The following is a 16,574-nucleotide window of genomic DNA, read 5'->3' on the forward strand; positions in this document are numbered from 1 at the left end:
AGAGGTTAAGGCCGCACCTCGACGTCCGTGATGCGCGTCTTCTCCTTCTCGTCGTCGTCCGGGCGCACCCGGTCGGGCCGGAAGTGCATGTAGACGAGGCTGGCGTTGGCGATCCAGATCGAGGAGTAGGTGCCGACGATCACACCCCATAGCATGGCGATGGAGAAGCTGTAGAGCACCGGGCCGGCGAACAGGACCAGCGCCAGCACGGCCAGGAACACGGTGCCGGACGTCATGAGGGTCCGCGCCAGCGTCTCGTTGGTGCTCACGTTGAGCAGCTCGACCAGCGACAGCCGCTTGTAGCGACGGAGGTTCTCGCGCACGCGGTCGAAGACCACGACGGTATCGTTGATCGAATAGCCGGCGATGGTCAGCAGCGCCGCCAGCGCTGTCAGGTTGAACTCGAGCTGCGTGATCGCGAACAAGCCGACGGTCGTCAGCACGTCATGCACCAGGGCGATCAGGGCGGCGACGCCGAACTGCCACTCGAAGCGCATCCAGACATAGATGGCGATGGCCAGCAGGACCAGGCCGACGGAGATGATGCCGGTGTGCAGCAGCTCGCCGCCGACCTTGGGCCCCACCGACTCGGTGCGGCGGAAGTCATAGGCGCTTGCCAGGGCATCCTTGGCCACGAGGATCCCCACCTGCTGGCACCATTCGTCACGCTGGTCCTGCTCCAGCGCAACGGTGGCAGGCGACGTTCCGGATCGCACCAGGTTTTCCGGCAGGCCGACGGCGGCGGCGGCCTTGGCCGCCTGGTCGTCGCTGATCCGCCCGGGCGCCGTCAGCTCGAGGTTGCCGGATTGGGTGTCGGCGACCGGCTTCATGCTCCAGCCATTGCCCATCGCCTTGGTCAGCAGCCGGCTGGCATTGGCAACGCAGGCCTCGTCGCCTTTCTGGCGCTGGATGCGGATCAGGATCGTGTCCTTGGCGCCGAACTCCTGCAGCGAGACCTCGCCCAGGCCCAGGCCGCTGCCGATTCGGCGCGTCTCGGCGAGATCCGCGTCGCCCTTCAGCGATTTGGCCTCGATGGCGATGCCACCCTGGAAGTCGATGCCGAAATTGAGGCCGACGACGAATACCATCGCGATCGATGCGATGTTGAGGATCGTCGACAGCACAAGGGCCAGCCTGCGCTTGCCCAGGAAGTCGAAGTTGGTCTTGTTCGGCAGCAGGCGAACGGGCTTGAACATCGATGCCTCAAATCACCAGTTCGCGCGGACGGCGCCAGCGCATCCACTGCGCCAGCACCATGCGGGTGAAGATCGTCGAGCTGAACATCGAGGTCAGCAGGCCGAGCGACAGGGTGGTGGCGAAGCCCTTGATCGGGCCCGACCCGAAGCCGAACATCAGCACGCCGGCGATCAGGGTGGTCAGGTTGGCGTCGATGATCGCCGACATCGCCCGCTCGTAGCCGGCGGTCAGCGCCGACATCGCGGAGCGGCCCAGGCTCTGCTCCTCGCGCACGCGCTCATAGATCAGCACGTTGGAGTCGACCGCCATGCCCACCGTCAGCACCAGACCGGCGATTCCCGGCAGGGTGAGCGACGCGCCCAGCACCGACATGCCGGCGAAGACCATGAGCAGGTTGACGGCCATCGCCAGGTTGGCGAAGCCGCCGAAGGTCGGCCCGTAGGACAGGAACATGAACAGCACCACCAGCGCCGTACCGACGACGGCGGCGATGGTGCCGGCACGGATGGCGTCAGCGCCCAGGTCGGCGCCCACGGTGCGGCGCTCGATCACGGTCAGCGTCGCCGGCAGCGCGCCCGAGCGCAGCTGCAGGGCGAGATCGTTGGTCTGCTGGCTCGTGAAACTGCCGGTGATGATGCCGCTGCCGCCGCAGATCGCCGACTGGATCACCGGCGCGCTGATGACTCGCTCGTCCAGCACGATCGCCAGCGGCTTGTTGATGTTGTCGGTCGTGGCGCGGCAAAACGCGCGGCCGCCCGACGTGGTGAAGCGGAAGCTGACGATGGGCCGGTTGGTCTGCTGGTCGAAGGTCGCCTGGGCGTCGGTCAGCTCCTCGCCGCTCACCACGACGCGGCGGCTCACCGGCATGCATGCCGTGGCCTGGCGCCGGCAGATTTCCTCGGCGATCAGGGTCTTGTTGCTTTCCTTCTGCCAGCGCTCGCTCTTGGCCAGCTCCGGCCAGACGGCGTCCCAGCCCTCCTTGGTGGGCCGCAGGATGGTGGCGCCGACGCCTTCGAGCCGGAATTCCATCTTGGCGGTGGTGCTGATCAGCTTGATCAGGTCGTCCGGGTTCTCGACGCCGGGCACCTGCACCAGGACACGCTCGTCGCCCTGGCGCTGGATGGTCGGTTCCTTGGTGCCGGTCTCGTCGACCCGCTTGCGCACCACCTCGATCGACTGGTCCAGCACCTGCTGGCGGCGGCGCGTCAGCTCCTGCTGGGTGTAGGCCACCCGCAGGGTCGTCGGCGCCACGGTCGTGACATCGAGCAGGCCGGACTCGAGGTTGCGGATGATGTCGGCGATCCTGGCGGCATCGGCGGCATCGCGCAGCGAGACGGTGAGCGACGTGCCGTCGCTGGCGATCTCGCGCACCTGGAGCTGCTGCTTGCGCAGCTCGGTGCGAATGCTGTCGGACAGGTCGGTCAGGCGCTGCCGCACGACGCTGCGCACGTCGACATCGAACAGCAGATGGGCACCGCCGCGCAGGTCGAGCCCGAGGCTGATGATGTTGGCGGCGTACCACTGCGGCAAGTAGTTCAGGACCGCGGTCGGCAGCAGGTTGGGCAGCGCCAGCAGCAGCGACAGCAGCACGATGCCGGTGATGGTCCAGTTCTGCCAGCGGGGAAGGGTCAGCATGCGGCATCTCGCCGGTTATGGCCAGCTTTCCTGGCAGTTATTCCTTTTTCCTGCCGCCGAACAGGCTGCCCAGCAATCCACCCGGCCGCGCCTGCTCGCCGGCGGGCTTGCTCTCCAGCAACGGCTTCTCGGTCGAGTCGTCGTCCTTGCCGCCCTTCACCGGCACATCGCGCGCCAGGATGCTCGAGATCGTGCTCTTGGCGACGCGCACGCGCACGTTCTCGGCGATCTCGACCTGCACCTCGTTGTCCCCGACCACCTTGGTGACCAGTCCGATGATGCCGCCGCCGGTGACCACGCGGTCGCCGCGCTTGACGCCGCCAAGCATCTCGCGGTGCTCGCGCATCTTCTTTTGCTGCGGGCGGATCAGCAGGAAGTAGAACACCACGAAGATCAGGATCAGCGGCAGGATCTGCTCGAATCCCCCCAAGCCGCCGCCACCGCCGCCGGTTGCCTGGGCGTGCGCCTCCGAAATAAACATGCCTAGCTCCTGTCTGTGGCGGTGGCCCCGGCCATTATGAGGGGCGGGGGCAAAAAATGGACGCCGGACTATACCCACGCGTAACCGCTTTGCAACGCGCAAGACAGCATGGCGACGTCATGGCCGGATTGGCGAAATCGCTTTCGGCTTCAAGGGTTTATCGTTAGGTTGCCGGCCGCTTCACTGACCCGATGCACAGGCCTTTGACATGACCGAACCGCTGGAACCGCTGCTGCTGCGCATCGTCGAGGCGCTCGAACGGCTGGCGCCGCCAGCCAAACCGGCCCTCGACGTGACCTCGGCGGACGCTTTCGTCTGGCATGCTTCGGGCATCCTGGAGGCGGTTCCCGACGTCAACCGGGTCGATATCGGCCTGCTGCAGGGCATCGAGCGCCAGAAGGATATCCTCGAGGACAACACCCTGCGCTTCGCGCGTGGGCTGCCGGCCAACAATGCGCTGCTGTGGGGCGCGCGCGGCTGCGGCAAGAGCTCGCTGGTCAAGGCGGTGCACGCCGCGGTCAACACGGCATTGGGCGGCACCCCCGGCCCGCTGGCGCTGGTCGAGATCCACCGCGAGGATATCCCCTCGCTGCCGGCCCTGCTGGGGCTGCTGCGCAGCTCCAAGCGGCGTTTCATCCTGTTCTGCGACGATCTGAGCTTCGATGGTCAGGACGCGGCCTACAAGTCGCTGAAGGCGGTTCTGGAGGGCGGCATCGAGGGACGGCCGGACAACGTGCTGTTCTACGCCACCTCCAACCGTCGCCACCTGATGCCGCGCGACATGATCGAGAACGAGCGTTCCACCGCCATCAACCCCAGCGAGGCGGTCGAGGAGAAGGTCTCGCTGTCGGACCGCTTCGGCCTCTGGCTCGGCTTTCACAATGCCGATCAGCCCACTTATTTCGCGATGATCGAAGGCTATGTGCGCCGCTACGGCCTGGAGATCGATCCGGAGACCTTGCGCAAGGAAGCGGTCGAGTGGTCGGTCACCCGCGGCGCCCGCTCCGGCCGCGTCGCCTGGCAGTACATCCAGGATCTTGCCGGCCGGCTCGGCAAGCGGCTGGCGTAGGGGGCGGATCGGATCGCTCGCGTTCACGTGAGCGCGAGCGTGACATACGTGCACGACGGCACGAACCGTGCCTAACTGCGGCGAACGCTGTCGCTCCGCGCCCGGAGGCCGTCATGCACGCCGTCGCTGCTCGTCCGCTGTTCGCCGTCCTCGTGGCGGCGGTCCTTGCCGTGCTCGGGTCCGCCGTCCAGGCACGATGCACCAAGAATGTCGCCGATGGCGGGCCGATCCGGCTGGCGGGGCTGGGCGAGAGGCTGCTGGCGCAGAAGCCGGCCACCGCCAGCGCCGCGCGGATCACCTTCGTCGGCCACGCCAGCTTCCTCATCGAGACGCCGCAGGGCGTGCGCGTGATCACCGACTACAACGGACTCAACGGCTATGGCCGCAAGCCCGACATCGTCACCATGAACAATGCCCACGGCACGCATTTCACGGACGACGTCGAGCCGGGCGTCACGTATGTCCTGCGCGGCTGGGCGGAGGGCGGCAAGGATCTGATGACGCACGAGGTCGAGCTGCGCGACGTCAAGGTGTGGAACGTGCCGACCAACGTGCGCGACTACGGCGGCACGCGCATCAACGGCAACTCGATCTTCGGCTTTCAGATCGGCGACCTGTGCATCGCCCATCTCGGCCATCTGCACCATCGCCTCGAGAAGGAGCATCTGGAGCAGCTTGGCCGCATCGATGTTCTGATGGTGCCGATCGACGGCTCCTACACCATGGGTGTGCCGCTGGTGGTCGAGGTGGTCAAGCAGGTCCAGCCGCAAGTGGTGCTGCCCATGCATTATTGGGGCAGCAGCCAGGTCGAGCGTTTCCTGCGCCTCGTCGCCGACAGCTACGAGGCAGTCTGGCCTGACAGCCGCACCATCGATGTCACCAAGGCGGGGCTGCCGGAGAAGCCGGCCGTCATCGTGGTGGGCGGCAGCGGCGGCGACTAGTCTCGCTATCCAACCGCAGGGCGACCTGTTCGCCGTGTCGCTGATGCCCTGGGACAAGCTGGTCGCCGCGTTCACGGTGCCCAACCTGATCACCATCGTCGCTCATCGGGGAACCGCAGGCGATCCGGTCACGATACGACGGGCGATAGGGTAGAGCGTCCGGCCGCCCGTCGGCTACAGAAAGATCGCCGAGGGCTCGATGCCCAGCAGAACCTGGCCGACCGACTCGAAATGCGCGGCGCGCGACTGGATCTGCTGCGAGAGCGTGTGCATGTCGCGGAACCGGCGCTCGAAGGCCGTGCCGAGGAAGATCGCGTCGGTGCCCGCGGCCTTGTAGGCGTAGTCGGCAACCGCCTCGGCGGTATGGATGGCGTGTGCGCAGGCCAGGCGTACCCGGGCGCGGGCCGGCAGGTCGATCGGGGCGTCGGCGCCCGCCGTAGCCCAGATCGCCGACAGGGTCTCCACGAGATAGGCGCGGGCCGCATCCAGCTGCGCCGTCATACGCGCGACATCGGATTGCACCACGGCATTGTCGGCCAGCCGGCCGACATTGCGCGGCGCCTTGCGCCCCGCCAGCTCGATGAACGCATCCAGCATGGCGCCGGCGATGCCGAAGCCGACGCCGGCGACGCCGACGGCATAGAGACCCTGCATGGTGAAGGCATAGAGCCGGCCGGGCTCACGCCGCAAGGTCGGGTCCTCGCGCGTGCCGCTGAAGGCTTCCGGCACGAACAGATCGGTCGTGGTGTAGGAGTCGCTGGCCGTGCCGCGCAGGCCGATCACGTCCCAGGTGTGGATCAGCTCCGCCTGGGTGGCGGGGAACAGCAGCGTGCGCACGGTCGGCCGGCCAGCCGTGTTCAGCCGCACGCCGCCGCCGGGCTCGCTCACCAGGCAGTGCACGCCCATCCAGCTCGCCTGCCGGCAGCCCGAGGCGAAATCCCAGCGGCCGCTGACCTTGTAGCCGCCCGGCACGGCCGCTGCCCGGCAAGAGTTGGGCGGGCCCCAGGCGATGATCGCGCGCGCATCGGCGTAGATCGTGCGCGCGGTCCTTAGGGGCAGGAACGGTGCGATCAGCGCCGAGCTGTTGGCGACGAAGATGTTCCAGCCCACCGAGCCGTCATGGCGTGCGATCTCCTCGACGGCGCGCAGATAGACCCAAGGCTCGACCTCGTCGCCACCGACGGAGCGCGGCAGCAGCATGCGGAAGAGCCGCGCGGCGTGCAGGTCAGACAGCAGCGGCTCCGGGATGCGCTGGGTGCGCTCGATGTCATCTGATGCTGCGTCGAGCGCCGGCGCCAGGGCTCGCGCCCGCGTGACGGGGGCCTGTCCTGCGAAGGTCGTCCCGATGATATCGTTCATGCGCCGACCGCGACCATGCCTGCCCGATTAGTCGCGCGGGATGCGGTAGGCGGTCAACTCGATACGATGCGAAGAGGGCCGCGGTTTGCACAATCCAGGGGCTGCTCAGGCGCTCATCTGCCGCAGGACCTGGCCCAGATTGTCTCCCAGCTCCGGCCCGAGATACCCGCCTTCCTGGACCAGCACGGTCGGCAGCTTCAGTGAGGCGATCAGGCTGGCCATCCGCCCGAAGCCGTCGGTCGTGATCCTGAGCCCCTGCAGCGGGTCATGCTCGGAGGCGTCCAGCCCCAGCGCCACCACCAGCGCCGTGGGTGCGAACGTGCGGATGCGCTCCAGCGCGCGTTCGCCCGTTGCCAGCCAGATCGCGTCGCCGCTGCCTAGCGGCAGCGGCAGGTTGAGGTTGCTGCCCTCGCCGGCGCCTTCACCGCGCTCATGCGCGTGGCCCCAGAAGAATGGGTAGTAGTCGGCCGGATCGGCGTGGATGGAGACGGTGAGCACATCGTTGCGGGCATAGAAGATGCCCTGCGTGCCGTTGCCGTGATGCACGTCGATGTCGAGGATGGCGACGCGCTGATGCGCCGTGCGCAGGTGTTGCGCGGCGATGGCGGTGTTGTTCAGGAAGCAGAAGCCGCCGGCCATGTCGGCATAGGCATGGTGGCCCGGCGGCCGGCAGAGCGCGTAGGCCATCGGGGCCGCAGCGCCGGCGCGGGTCTCGTCCATCACGATCTGGGCGGCTGTCACGGCCACCTGGGCGGCGGCCAGAGACGCCTCCCACGTGCCGGCGCCGATCGGGCAGGCGCCGTCGACCTGATGCCAGCCGGCGCGGCCGGCGATGGCGCGCGGATAGGAGCCGCGATAGCGCACGGGGTGCACGTTGGGGATCACCTCGGGGCCGGCGCCGTCGAGCTTTTGCCACTCGCGCTGCGCCACCTGCAGGAAATCGACGTATTCCGGCGTATGCACTGCGAGGACCGGCACCAGTCCGGTGTAGGCCGGCGTCACGATCTCATGCCCGCCGGCCCGCGCCGCCTTGAGCAGGATGTCGGCCCGCGCCGGCTTCTCGGCGCTTTCCTTGCGCTCGCCGCGCACCAGGAAGAACGCCGGGTCGTGCAACGCATGCTTGTCGGAATAGACGACCTTCATCGGATGTCCTCTCGCTCCGCCACCGTAGCGATGAACCGTTGCCGACGACAAGTCCGGACCACGCCGAAAGTGGCATCCGCCTTACTTGATCATGAAAAGACCGTGATGCCGCCGCGCGGCGCCTCTGCTTCGACACAGCTCGCGCCGTACCTGAAACGGGAACTGATCTCGCACGATGGCGTTTGCACATCTGGGCAGGTTCCCAGGAGGAGCCTCATGCAGCATTGGTTGCGTACGGCTTTCGCCGCGTCACTCTGTCTCCTGTCCGTGGGCCTGGCCGGCCATGCGATGGCCCAGGCCGATCCACCAGCCCGGGTCGGGCGGATCAGCTATCTCACCGGGACCGTCTCGTACCATGACAATGACGGGCAGGGGTGGTCTCGGGCGACATTGAACTACCCGTTCTCGTCGGGTGACGCGCTGTGGACCGAGCCCAGTGGTCGCGCCGAGATGGTGGTCGCCGGCGCTCGCGTACGCCTGCAGGGAGCGACGGAGATCGAAGCGCTGGCGCTGGACGACGAGCGGTTCAGGCTGCGCCAGCCGCAGGGGCGCATCGACCTGCGTCTGATGGGCGTGCCCTCCGACCGTCCTTACGAGATCCTCACGCCGCGCGGCACCGTGCGGCTGGTGCAGGATGGCGACTACGTCATCGAGGCCGGCACCACCGAAGACCCGACCCGCATCGGCGTGCGTGCCGGCACGGCGCAATTCATCGATGCCAGGGGCAGCGTGCTTGAGGTGCATGCGGGCGAGATCGGCCTGGTGACGGGCACGTCGCCGGTCGTGTTCTCGACCGAGCGCCTGGCGCCACCGCCCATGCCGCCGGAGTGGACGGCGCGCGATCGGCTGATCGTCTACCGGCCGGCGCCGCAATACATCGCCGCGTCGGTCACCGGCTACGAGGATCTCGATGCCTATGGCAGCTGGGTCGCCGGCGGCGACTACGGCCAGATCTGGGTGCCGCGTGCCGTGCCCACCGGCTGGGCGCCATATCGCTACGGCCATTGGGCCTGGGTGCGCCCCTGGGGCTGGACCTGGATCGACGATGCGCCTTGGGGTTTCGCGCCGTTCCACTACGGCCGCTGGGTCATGTACAACAACCGCTGGTCGTGGGTGCCGCCGGCCCGCACGGTGCGGCCGGTCTATGCTCCCGCGGTCGTCGGCTTCGTCGGCGGCTCGATTGCCGAGCTTGCCGTCATGGGCGGCAATCGCGGACCGGCGGTCGGCTGGTTCCCGCTGGGGCCGCGCGAGGTCTACGTGCCGCCGTACACGACCAACCGCACCTACATCCGCAACATCAATGTGACCAACGTCTACAACGTCACGGACATCGAGCGCCGTGCCGATTATGTCGAGCGCTGGAAGGACCGCCGCGAAGACCGTCGCGATGGCGAGCGCTGGACCTACGCCAACCAGCGTTACGCGACGGTGGTTCCGGCCGACGCCTTTGCCCGGTCGCAGCAGGTGAATCGCACCATCTTGCGCGTTCAGGCCGACAAGATGGCACGGGCCGAGGTGGCGCCGGTCGCGGCGCCGCCGGCGGTGATGGAAAGGCGTATGCCCGACGCGCGTCCGGGCGCGAAAGCACCCGAGCCCAAAGCGCCGCCGCCTATGGTTCCGCCCGAAGCACGTACGTCGTTCGGCGGTATGCCGACCATCGGCAAGCCGACACGGATCGAGCGGACGCCCGCGCCGGGACCATCCCTGGCGCATGGACGTCCGGATGCGCCGTCGGCACCGCCACCGGCCGCCGAGCCGAAGCGCGACGACCGGCCGCCACCGACCGGCGCCATGCCTCCGGCCAAGGGACCCGGGGCGCCGCCACGTCCGGATGAGAAGATGCCGCCGCCGGGTGCCCGGCCCGACCTGCCGTCGCTGCGCGAGCGGCCGTCAGGCCCGCAGGCGCCAGGCCCACAAGCGACGCCACAAGCACCGGCGCGCCCGCCCGCCGTCCCGCCGGTACCCGCTACGCCGCCCAAGCAGCCCGAGCGCGTGGGCCCATCGCCAGCCGCGCAACCGCCGGTCCGCGAGCGTGATCAGGCGGCGCCGCCACCTGCGCCGCCGCCGAGCGTGGCACCGCGGCAGCCCGAGCGCGTGTCGCCGGCGCCGCCCAAGCCGACGCCGCCCGCACCGACCGCCGCGCCACGACCCGAGCCGGCGCCGCGCCACGCCGCACCACCGCCACCCGCGGCAAAGCCACCGCAGCCAGCGGCGCCGCCGCCGGCCAAGCAGGCGCCTCCGCCACCGCCGCCGCAACCTGCGCAGGCGCCGCCACGGGAAGACCGGCCGAAGTGATCTTCGCCGTGTACGTCAGAGCGCCGGCATCACGGTGCCGGCGCAGGCGCCAAAGCCGATGCGTGCCCGGCCCGGCGCCATGCAGGCGGCGCGGAAGGTGATCGTATCACCGTCCTCGACGAAGCTGCGTGTCTCGCCGTTGGCCAATGTCACCGGCTCCTTGCCGCCCTTGGAGAGCTCGAGCAGAGCGCCGCCTTCCTCGGGCCTGGGGCCGGACTGCGTGCCGCTGCCGAACAGATCGCCGGTCGCGAGATTGCAGCCGTTGGACGTGTGGTGCGCCAGCATCTGCGCCCAGGTCCAGTAGGAATCACGGAAGTTCGAGCGCGACAGCAGGGACGGGCCGCTGTGCTCGCCTCGCATGCGCTCGCTCTCGATCCACACCTCGAGCGCGATATCGATGGCGCCCTGCGCGCGGTTATCGGGCGAGTCCAGATGCGGCAGCGGCTGGGGATCGCCATCCGGCCGCGTCCAAGCCGCGCGATAGGGCTGGAGCGCCTCCATCGTGACGATCCAGGGCGAGATGGTGGTGGCGAAGCTCTTGGCCAGGAACGGCCCCAGCGGCTGGTATTCCCATGCCTGGATGTCGCGTGCCGACCAGTCGTTGAGCAGCACGAGGCCGAACAGGTGCCGCTCGGCCTTGTCCATCGGCACGCTGGTGCCCAGCGCATTGCCTATGCCGACGAAAGCGCCCAGCTCCAGCTCGTAGTCCAGCCGCTTGCAGGCTTCGTAGACCGGCGTGTTGGCGCCGGCCGGCAGGATCTGGCCCTTGGGTCGTGCGAAGCGCTGGCCGCTCGTGCCGATCGACGAGGCGCGGCCGTGATAGGCGATGGGCACCCATTTGTAGTTGGGCAGCAGCGGATTGTCGGGCCGGAACAGCCGGCCCACGGCCGTGGCATGGTGGATCGACGTGTAGAAGTCGGTGAAGTCGCCGACGCTGGCGGGCCTGGCCATCTCGGCCTCGCGCTGCGCCACCAGCGCGCCGCCGAGCTTGACCTGGGCCGGTGATCCGGCCCGCAGGGCGCGCGACAGGGCCAGGCGCAAGGCGGACCATGCATCCGGTCCCATGGCCATGAGCGCGTTCAGGGAGGCGCCGCTGGCGGCACGCAGCGCGTTGGCCGCCGCGGTGCTGCGGATGGCGCGTGCCGTGCGCACGGCGGCCAGATCCAGGATCTGATCACCGATCGCCACACCGCCACGAAACGCCTCGGTCGTGCCGGCCCGGCGGAACACGCCGAAGGGCAGGTTCTGGATCGGGAAATCGGTGTCCGCGCTGTTGGCCGACTCGACCCAGCTGCTCAGCGCCGGATCATGCGTTTCGTTGAGGCTGGTCATGCGTGGTCAACTCCCTGCTCCAAACCCGGGCTCGGTGTCGGATCGGCTGGCGCGCTGAGCGCTACGGCTTGCCAGTGAATCGCGCCGCCAAGCCGTCCCATGTCTTATGGTAGTCGGCCTGAAGCTCAGGTGCGTCCATCGCGAAGCGCGTGGGCTTCAGCGCGTAGCGGGTCTCGAACATGAAGGCGAGCGTGTTGTCGATCTTGTGCGGTGCCAGGGCCGCATCGCTGGCCTTCTGGAAGGTTGCCTGGTCGGGTCCGTGTGGCCCGAAGGCGTTGTGCAGCGAGGCGCCGCCGGGCATGAACCCCTCGGCACGCGAGTCGTACTGGCCATGGATCAGGCCCATGAACTCGCTCATCACGTTGCGATGGAACCAGGGTGGGCGGAAGGTGTCCTCCGCCACCATCCAGCGCGGCGCGAAGATCACGAAATCGATGTTGGCCCAGCCGTGCGTATCCGAGGGTGCCGTCAGCACCGTGTAGATCGACGGATCGGGGTGATCGAAGCTCACCGTGCCCATGACGTTGAAGCGCGCCAGGTCATAGCGGTAGGGCGCCAGGTTGCCATGCCAGGCGACGACGTCCAGCGGCGAGCGGTCGATGTCGCATTCCCAGAGGCGGCCTGCCACCTTCACCACCAGGCGGAAGTCGCCGCTGCGGTCCTCATAGGCCGCGACGGGCGACTCGAAATCGCGGGCGTTGGCGAGGCCGTTCGAGCCGAACGGTCCCAGCTCGGGCAGCCGCAGATGCATGCCGTAGTTCTCGGCGATATAGCCGTAGGAGGGTCCGTCGGGCAGCTCCACGCGGCAGCGCACACCGCGTGGCAGGACGGCGATCTCGCCCGGCCTGGCGTCGAGAATGCCCATCTCCGTCGCGAGCCGCAGGCGCCCGGTCTGCGGCACGAACAGCATCTCGCCGTCATGATTGGCGAAGAAGCGGTCGGCCATCGACGTGTCGGCACGGTAGATGTGCACGCCCATCCCGGCCTGCATGGCGGCATCGCCGTTGACCGCCAGCGTGGCGACGCCATCGACGAAATCGGTGCCGGCCTTCGGCGGCGCGAAGCGGTTCCAGCGCAGCCGGTCGGCAGGCACTGGCACCTCCTCCGTCGGGCCGTTGCGCCACAAGGCCGTGGGGTAGGGCCGGAACGGCGTGCCCTTGGCCGACGGGCGGATGCGATAGAACCAGGTTCGGCGGTTCAGCGCCCGCGGCGCCAGGAACGACGTGCCCGACAGCAGCTCGGCGTAGAGGCCATAGGCCGGCTTCTGCGGCGAATTGCGCCCGACCGGCAGGGCCCCGGGCAGCGCTTCGGTCGCGAACTCGTTGCCGAAGCCTGTCTGGTAGGCGAGGGCGGTGGTGGTGCCCGCTGCCGCCGAGCGGCCGTCGGCGATATCGGAAACCGGCATGTTTCCCTCCATCGCGGGGACATGGCGTCGTCCCCGGCGCTTATGCCCGACGACTACCGCCGGGGCCGGGCGATGGCAACCCTGCCGGCTGGCTCAGGGCGAAGGCGTCGCCGGCTCGTCCTCGTGCAGGCGCACGGCTTTGGCCTTGGCGAGCGCATCGATCTCGCCATCGCGATAGCCGATCTCGCGCAGGATCTCGCGCGTATGCTCACCAAGATGCGGGCCCAGCCGCCGCACCGCGACGGGCACGTCGGACAGTCGCAGCGGATTGTTCGCGGCCATCACCTTGCCAAGGCCGGGATAGGCCATCTCGACGAAGCTCTGGCGCGCGATGGCATGCGGGTCATGCAGCATGTCGCTCACCTTCTTGACCGGCGCGCAGGGCACGCCGGCCGGGATCAGGCGCGTCAGCAGCTCCTCGCAGGTCTGGGCAGCGAACGCAGCCTCGAGGATCGGCTCGAGCACGGCGCGGTTGGCGACCCGGTCGGCATTGGTGCGGAAGCGCGGGTCCGCCTTGAGCTTGGCAAGCCCGATGCCCTCCAGCAGCTTGTGCCAAAACGCATCGTTGGTGCAGGCGACATAGAGCGGCTGCGTCTGCGTCGCGAAGGTGCGCAGAGGCACGATCAGCGTGTGCGACATGCCCATGCGCTGCGGGTCCTCGCCGGTGCGGCCGTAGTTGGTGATCCAGTGGCTCATCAGCTGCACGCCGACATCGTACAGCGCCAGATCGATGTGCTGACCGCGACCGGTGCGGTGCCGGGCCAGCAATGCCAGGGCCACGCCCAGGGCGCCGTAGGTGCCTGTGCCCTGGTCGACCGGCGCGGCGCCGACGCGCGCCGGCGGACCGTCCTGGTGGCCCGTCGCTTCCATGATGCCTGTCTCGGCCTGGATGCAGGGATCGTAGCCGGCGCGGTTGCGATAGGGGCCGGTCTGGCCATAGCCGGAGATCGACAGGTAGACAATTCCGGGATTGACGGCGCTGACCGCCTCGTAGCCGAAGCCCAGCCGGGTCATCACGCCGGGCACGAAGGCCTCCATGAACACATCGGCCCGCTGCACCAGCCGCCACATCACCTGCTTGCCGCCTTCGCTCTTCAGGTCGAGCGCCAGTCCGCGCTTGTTGCGGTTCATCGCCGGGACCCAGGCCCCACCCATCTGTGGCCGGAAATGATCGCCCTCCAGCGGCTCGATCTTGATCACGTCGGCGCCCATGTCGCCGAGGATCTGTCCGGCCACCGGGCCGGCGATCACCTGCGTCAGATCAAGAACGGTAATTCCCTGCAGCGGCAGCATTCTGGTCCTCGTATTTCGTCGTCTGTATTTCCGGACAAGGGGGCGCTAGGGTGGCGCGAGCCGAAGGAGGACGGCAAGCGCGGGATCGCGACGCTGGTCCGCTATGCATGATAGCGATGACTCGTGCGGTGTCGAATGGCAAGGAGGGGTGGCATGCATATCGCAAGGCGTCGGGCGATGGTGGCGATCACGTCGCTGCTGTGCACCGTCGCGCCCACCGGGCTGCACGCCCAGGGCATGTCCGATCGGCCGATCACCATCGTCGTTCCCTTCACACCGGGCACCGGCATCGACATCCTGGGCCGGCTGGTCGGAGAGCATTTGCGGCAGCGCTGGAACCAGCCGGTCGTCGTCGACAACAAGCCCGGCGCCAGCGGCAGCATCGGCACGCAGAACGCGGCCCGGGCGGCGCCCGATGGCCACACGCTGATGATGACGGCCAATACCTTCGTCACCAACGTGCCGCTCTATCCCAATATCGGCTACGATCCTGTGGCTGATTTCGCGGCCATCATCAAGGTCGCCACGGGCGATCTTGTGCTGACTGTCAACCCCTCGGTCAAGGTCAATTCGGCGGCCGCGCTTCTGGACCTCGCGCGCGCCCAGCCCGGCGGGCTGAAGTATGCCTCGCCCGGTGTCGGCACGCCCCAGCACCTCTTCATGGAGCTGTTCAAGCTGGCGACCAGGACGGACATCGTCCATGTCCCCTACCGCGGCTCGGCAGGCGCGGTGCAGGACGTCGTCGCGGGCCATGTCGGCATCATGGTGATGCCGCTGCACACGGCGCTGCCGTTGGAGCGGACAGGCAAGATCAAGCTGCTGGCGATCGGCAGCGAGCGCCGCTCGCCGATGGCCAACGATGTGCCGACCCTGATCGAGGAGGGAGTCGCCGGCTTCAACGTCGATCTCTGGTACGGCCTGTTCGCGCCGGCGCGCACGCCCGCCGACGTGGTGGCGCGGCTCAACAGCGAGGTGAACGCGATCCTGGCGCTCGATCCCGTCCGGGTAGTGCTGCGCGACCAGGGGCTGGAGCCGGCCGGCGGCGCTCCGGATGCTCTGGCCAGCCTGATGCGCACCGACCTCGCCAAGTGGCAGAAGGTCATCCGCGACGCCAACATAAAGCCGGAGTAGTGGGCCCGCCATGGACGACGTGATCATCGTCGGCGCCGGCATCGGCGGGCTGACCCTGGCGCTGACGCTGCATCGGGCCGGCATCGCCTGCCGTATCTACGAGGCGGCCGAGGCGATCCGGCCGGTCGGCGTCGGCGTCAACCTGCTGCCGCATGCCGTGCGCGAGCTGACCGGGCTGGGTCTGGAGGCGGCGCTGTCGCGGGTCGCCGTCACCACGCAGGAGGCCGTGTTCTTCAACCGCTTCGGCCAGCTCATCTACCGCGAGCCGCTTGGCCGCCTCGCCGGGTTCGACTGGCCGCAGTTCTCGATCCACCGGGGTGATCTGCAGGCCGTGCTGCTCGATGCCGTCACGGCGCGCATCGGCGCCGGCCGCCTCCACCTGGGCTGGCGCTGCATCGGCGCCGAGCCGGACGCGCGCGGCGCCGTCGCGCGCTTCCGCCGGGCCGCAGACGACAGCGAGCTGCCGGTGCAGCGTGGCGCCATCGTGGTCGCCTGTGACGGCATCCATTCGGTGATCCGCAAGCAGCTGCACCCCGGCGAAGGCGATCCGCTGTACTCCGGCTACAACATGTGGCGGGGCGTCACGCGCTGGCCGCCGTTCCTTTCCGGCGCCAGCATGGTGCGCGCCGGCTGGCTCGCGACGGGCAAGATGGTGATCTATCCCATCCGCGATGCCGTCGACGACGAGCGCCGCCAGCTCGTGAACTGGGTGGTCGAGATCGAGACGCCGCACTACAAGCGGCGCGACTGGAACCGGCCGGGCCGGCTCGAGGATTTTCTTCCCGCCGTCGCCGACTGGCGCTTCGACTGGCTCGATGTGCCGGCCTTCCTGCGCGCTGCCGACACCGTGCTCGAGTTCCCCATGGTCGACCAGGATCCGCTGCCGCGCTGGAGCTTCGGGCGTATCACGCTGCTGGGCGATGCGGCGCACCCCATGGTGCCGCGCGGCTCCAACGGCGCCGGGCAGGCGATTCTCGATGCGCGTGCGTTGGCCGACGCGCTGGCCACGCATGCGGATCCCGGGCAGGCCTTGCAGCACTATGAAGCGCAGCGGCGCGAGGTGACGTCCAACATCGTGCTGGCCAATCGGCGCAATCCGCCTGACGCCATTCTGCGCGAGGTCTATCTGCGCACCGGCGACAGGCCGTTCAACCGTATCGAGGACGTGATTGCGCATGAGGAGCTGGTGGCGCTGTCCGACGGCTACAAGCGCATCAGCGGGTCGAGCCGGGAGGCGCTCGGCGCGCGGCCCGGATGACGCGCGGCGAGATCCACGACATGAGGACCCTTCAC

At 68.7% G+C, this 16,574-nt stretch carries 13 protein-coding genes; 5 read left to right on the forward strand and 8 right to left on the reverse strand.

Translation table 11 applies throughout. The annotated features are described in order from the left end of the window. Positions 1-5: 5 nt before the first annotated feature. Genes secF through yajC form a run of 3 tightly spaced genes read right to left on the reverse strand, consistent with a single transcriptional unit; the run spans position 6 to position 3,313 of the window. Positions 6-1,196, reverse strand: coding sequence for a protein translocase subunit SecF (gene secF / locus FHP25_RS07100; protein ID WP_147846221.1), 1,191 nt, complete (start codon positions 1,194-1,196; stop codon positions 6-8). A gap of 7 nt (positions 1,197-1,203) precedes the next feature. Further along, entirely contained in the window at positions 1,204-2,832 is a 1,629-nt protein-coding gene (gene secD, locus FHP25_RS07105; protein WP_147846222.1) for a protein translocase subunit SecD, read from the reverse strand. A 37-nt stretch (positions 2,833-2,869) separates the two neighbouring features. Continuing rightward, a complete protein-coding gene (yajC, locus tag FHP25_RS07110) occupies positions 2,870-3,313 on the reverse strand; it encodes a preprotein translocase subunit YajC (protein WP_147846223.1) in 444 nt (147 codons plus the stop codon). Between the two features lie 208 nt (positions 3,314-3,521). On the opposite strand from yajC, the gene FHP25_RS07115 reads away from it, so the two are divergent. Further along, positions 3,522-4,382, forward strand: a complete 861-nt coding sequence (locus FHP25_RS07115) for an ATP-binding protein (RefSeq protein WP_147846224.1) — start codon at positions 3,522-3,524, stop codon at positions 4,380-4,382. 113 nt (positions 4,383-4,495) lie between these two features. Next, the gene (locus FHP25_RS07120; RefSeq protein WP_147846225.1) at positions 4,496-5,323 is read left to right on the forward strand and encodes an MBL fold metallo-hydrolase; all 828 of its coding nucleotides are present in this window, start codon (positions 4,496-4,498) and stop codon (positions 5,321-5,323) included. Positions 5,324-5,497: 174 nt separating this feature from the next. Here the strand turns inward: FHP25_RS07120 and FHP25_RS07125 are convergent, their stop codons facing one another. Next, positions 5,498-6,682 (reverse strand): acyl-CoA dehydrogenase family protein, encoded by a 1,185-nt coding sequence (locus tag FHP25_RS07125; protein ID WP_147846226.1) that lies wholly within the window; start codon positions 6,680-6,682, stop codon positions 5,498-5,500. Positions 6,683-6,787: 105 nt separating this feature from the next. Further along, positions 6,788-7,825, reverse strand: coding sequence for a histone deacetylase family protein (locus FHP25_RS07130; RefSeq protein WP_147846227.1), 1,038 nt, complete (start codon positions 7,823-7,825; stop codon positions 6,788-6,790). A gap of 216 nt (positions 7,826-8,041) precedes the next feature. Between FHP25_RS07130 and FHP25_RS07135 the strand changes: the two genes are divergently transcribed. Continuing rightward, entirely contained in the window at positions 8,042-10,120 is a 2,079-nt protein-coding gene (locus FHP25_RS07135) for an autotransporter outer membrane beta-barrel domain-containing protein (RefSeq protein WP_147846228.1), read from the forward strand. A 15-nt stretch (positions 10,121-10,135) separates the two neighbouring features. Here FHP25_RS07135 and fahA read toward each other — a convergent pair whose 3' ends face one another. The 3 genes from fahA to FHP25_RS07150 all read right to left on the reverse strand — a co-directional run bounded on the left by fahA (position 10,136) and on the right by FHP25_RS07150 (position 14,150). Beyond that, on the reverse strand, positions 10,136-11,452 hold the full coding sequence (fahA, locus tag FHP25_RS07140) for a fumarylacetoacetase (RefSeq protein ID WP_147846229.1): 1,317 nt from the start codon (positions 11,450-11,452) through the stop codon (positions 10,136-10,138). Between the two features lie 61 nt (positions 11,453-11,513). After that, entirely contained in the window at positions 11,514-12,857 is a 1,344-nt protein-coding gene (gene hmgA / locus FHP25_RS07145; RefSeq protein ID WP_147846230.1) for a homogentisate 1,2-dioxygenase, read from the reverse strand. A 93-nt stretch (positions 12,858-12,950) separates the two neighbouring features. Further along, positions 12,951-14,150, reverse strand: coding sequence for a CaiB/BaiF CoA transferase family protein (locus tag FHP25_RS07150; RefSeq protein ID WP_147846231.1), 1,200 nt, complete (start codon positions 14,148-14,150; stop codon positions 12,951-12,953). A 153-nt stretch (positions 14,151-14,303) separates the two neighbouring features. Here FHP25_RS07150 and FHP25_RS07155 point away from each other — a divergent pair, with 153 nt between their 5' ends. Both FHP25_RS07155 and FHP25_RS07160 read left to right on the forward strand, forming a co-directional pair. Beyond that, a complete protein-coding gene (locus FHP25_RS07155; protein ID WP_178133354.1) occupies positions 14,304-15,281 on the forward strand; it encodes a Bug family tripartite tricarboxylate transporter substrate binding protein in 978 nt (325 codons plus the stop codon). 10 nt (positions 15,282-15,291) lie between these two features. Then, entirely contained in the window at positions 15,292-16,539 is a 1,248-nt protein-coding gene (locus FHP25_RS07160) for a flavin-dependent oxidoreductase (RefSeq protein ID WP_147846233.1), read from the forward strand. Positions 16,540-16,574 lie beyond the last annotated feature (35 nt).

The sequence above is a fragment of the Vineibacter terrae genome, assembly GCF_008039615.1.
Lineage (GTDB): Bacteria > Pseudomonadota > Alphaproteobacteria > Reyranellales > Reyranellaceae > Vineibacter > Vineibacter terrae.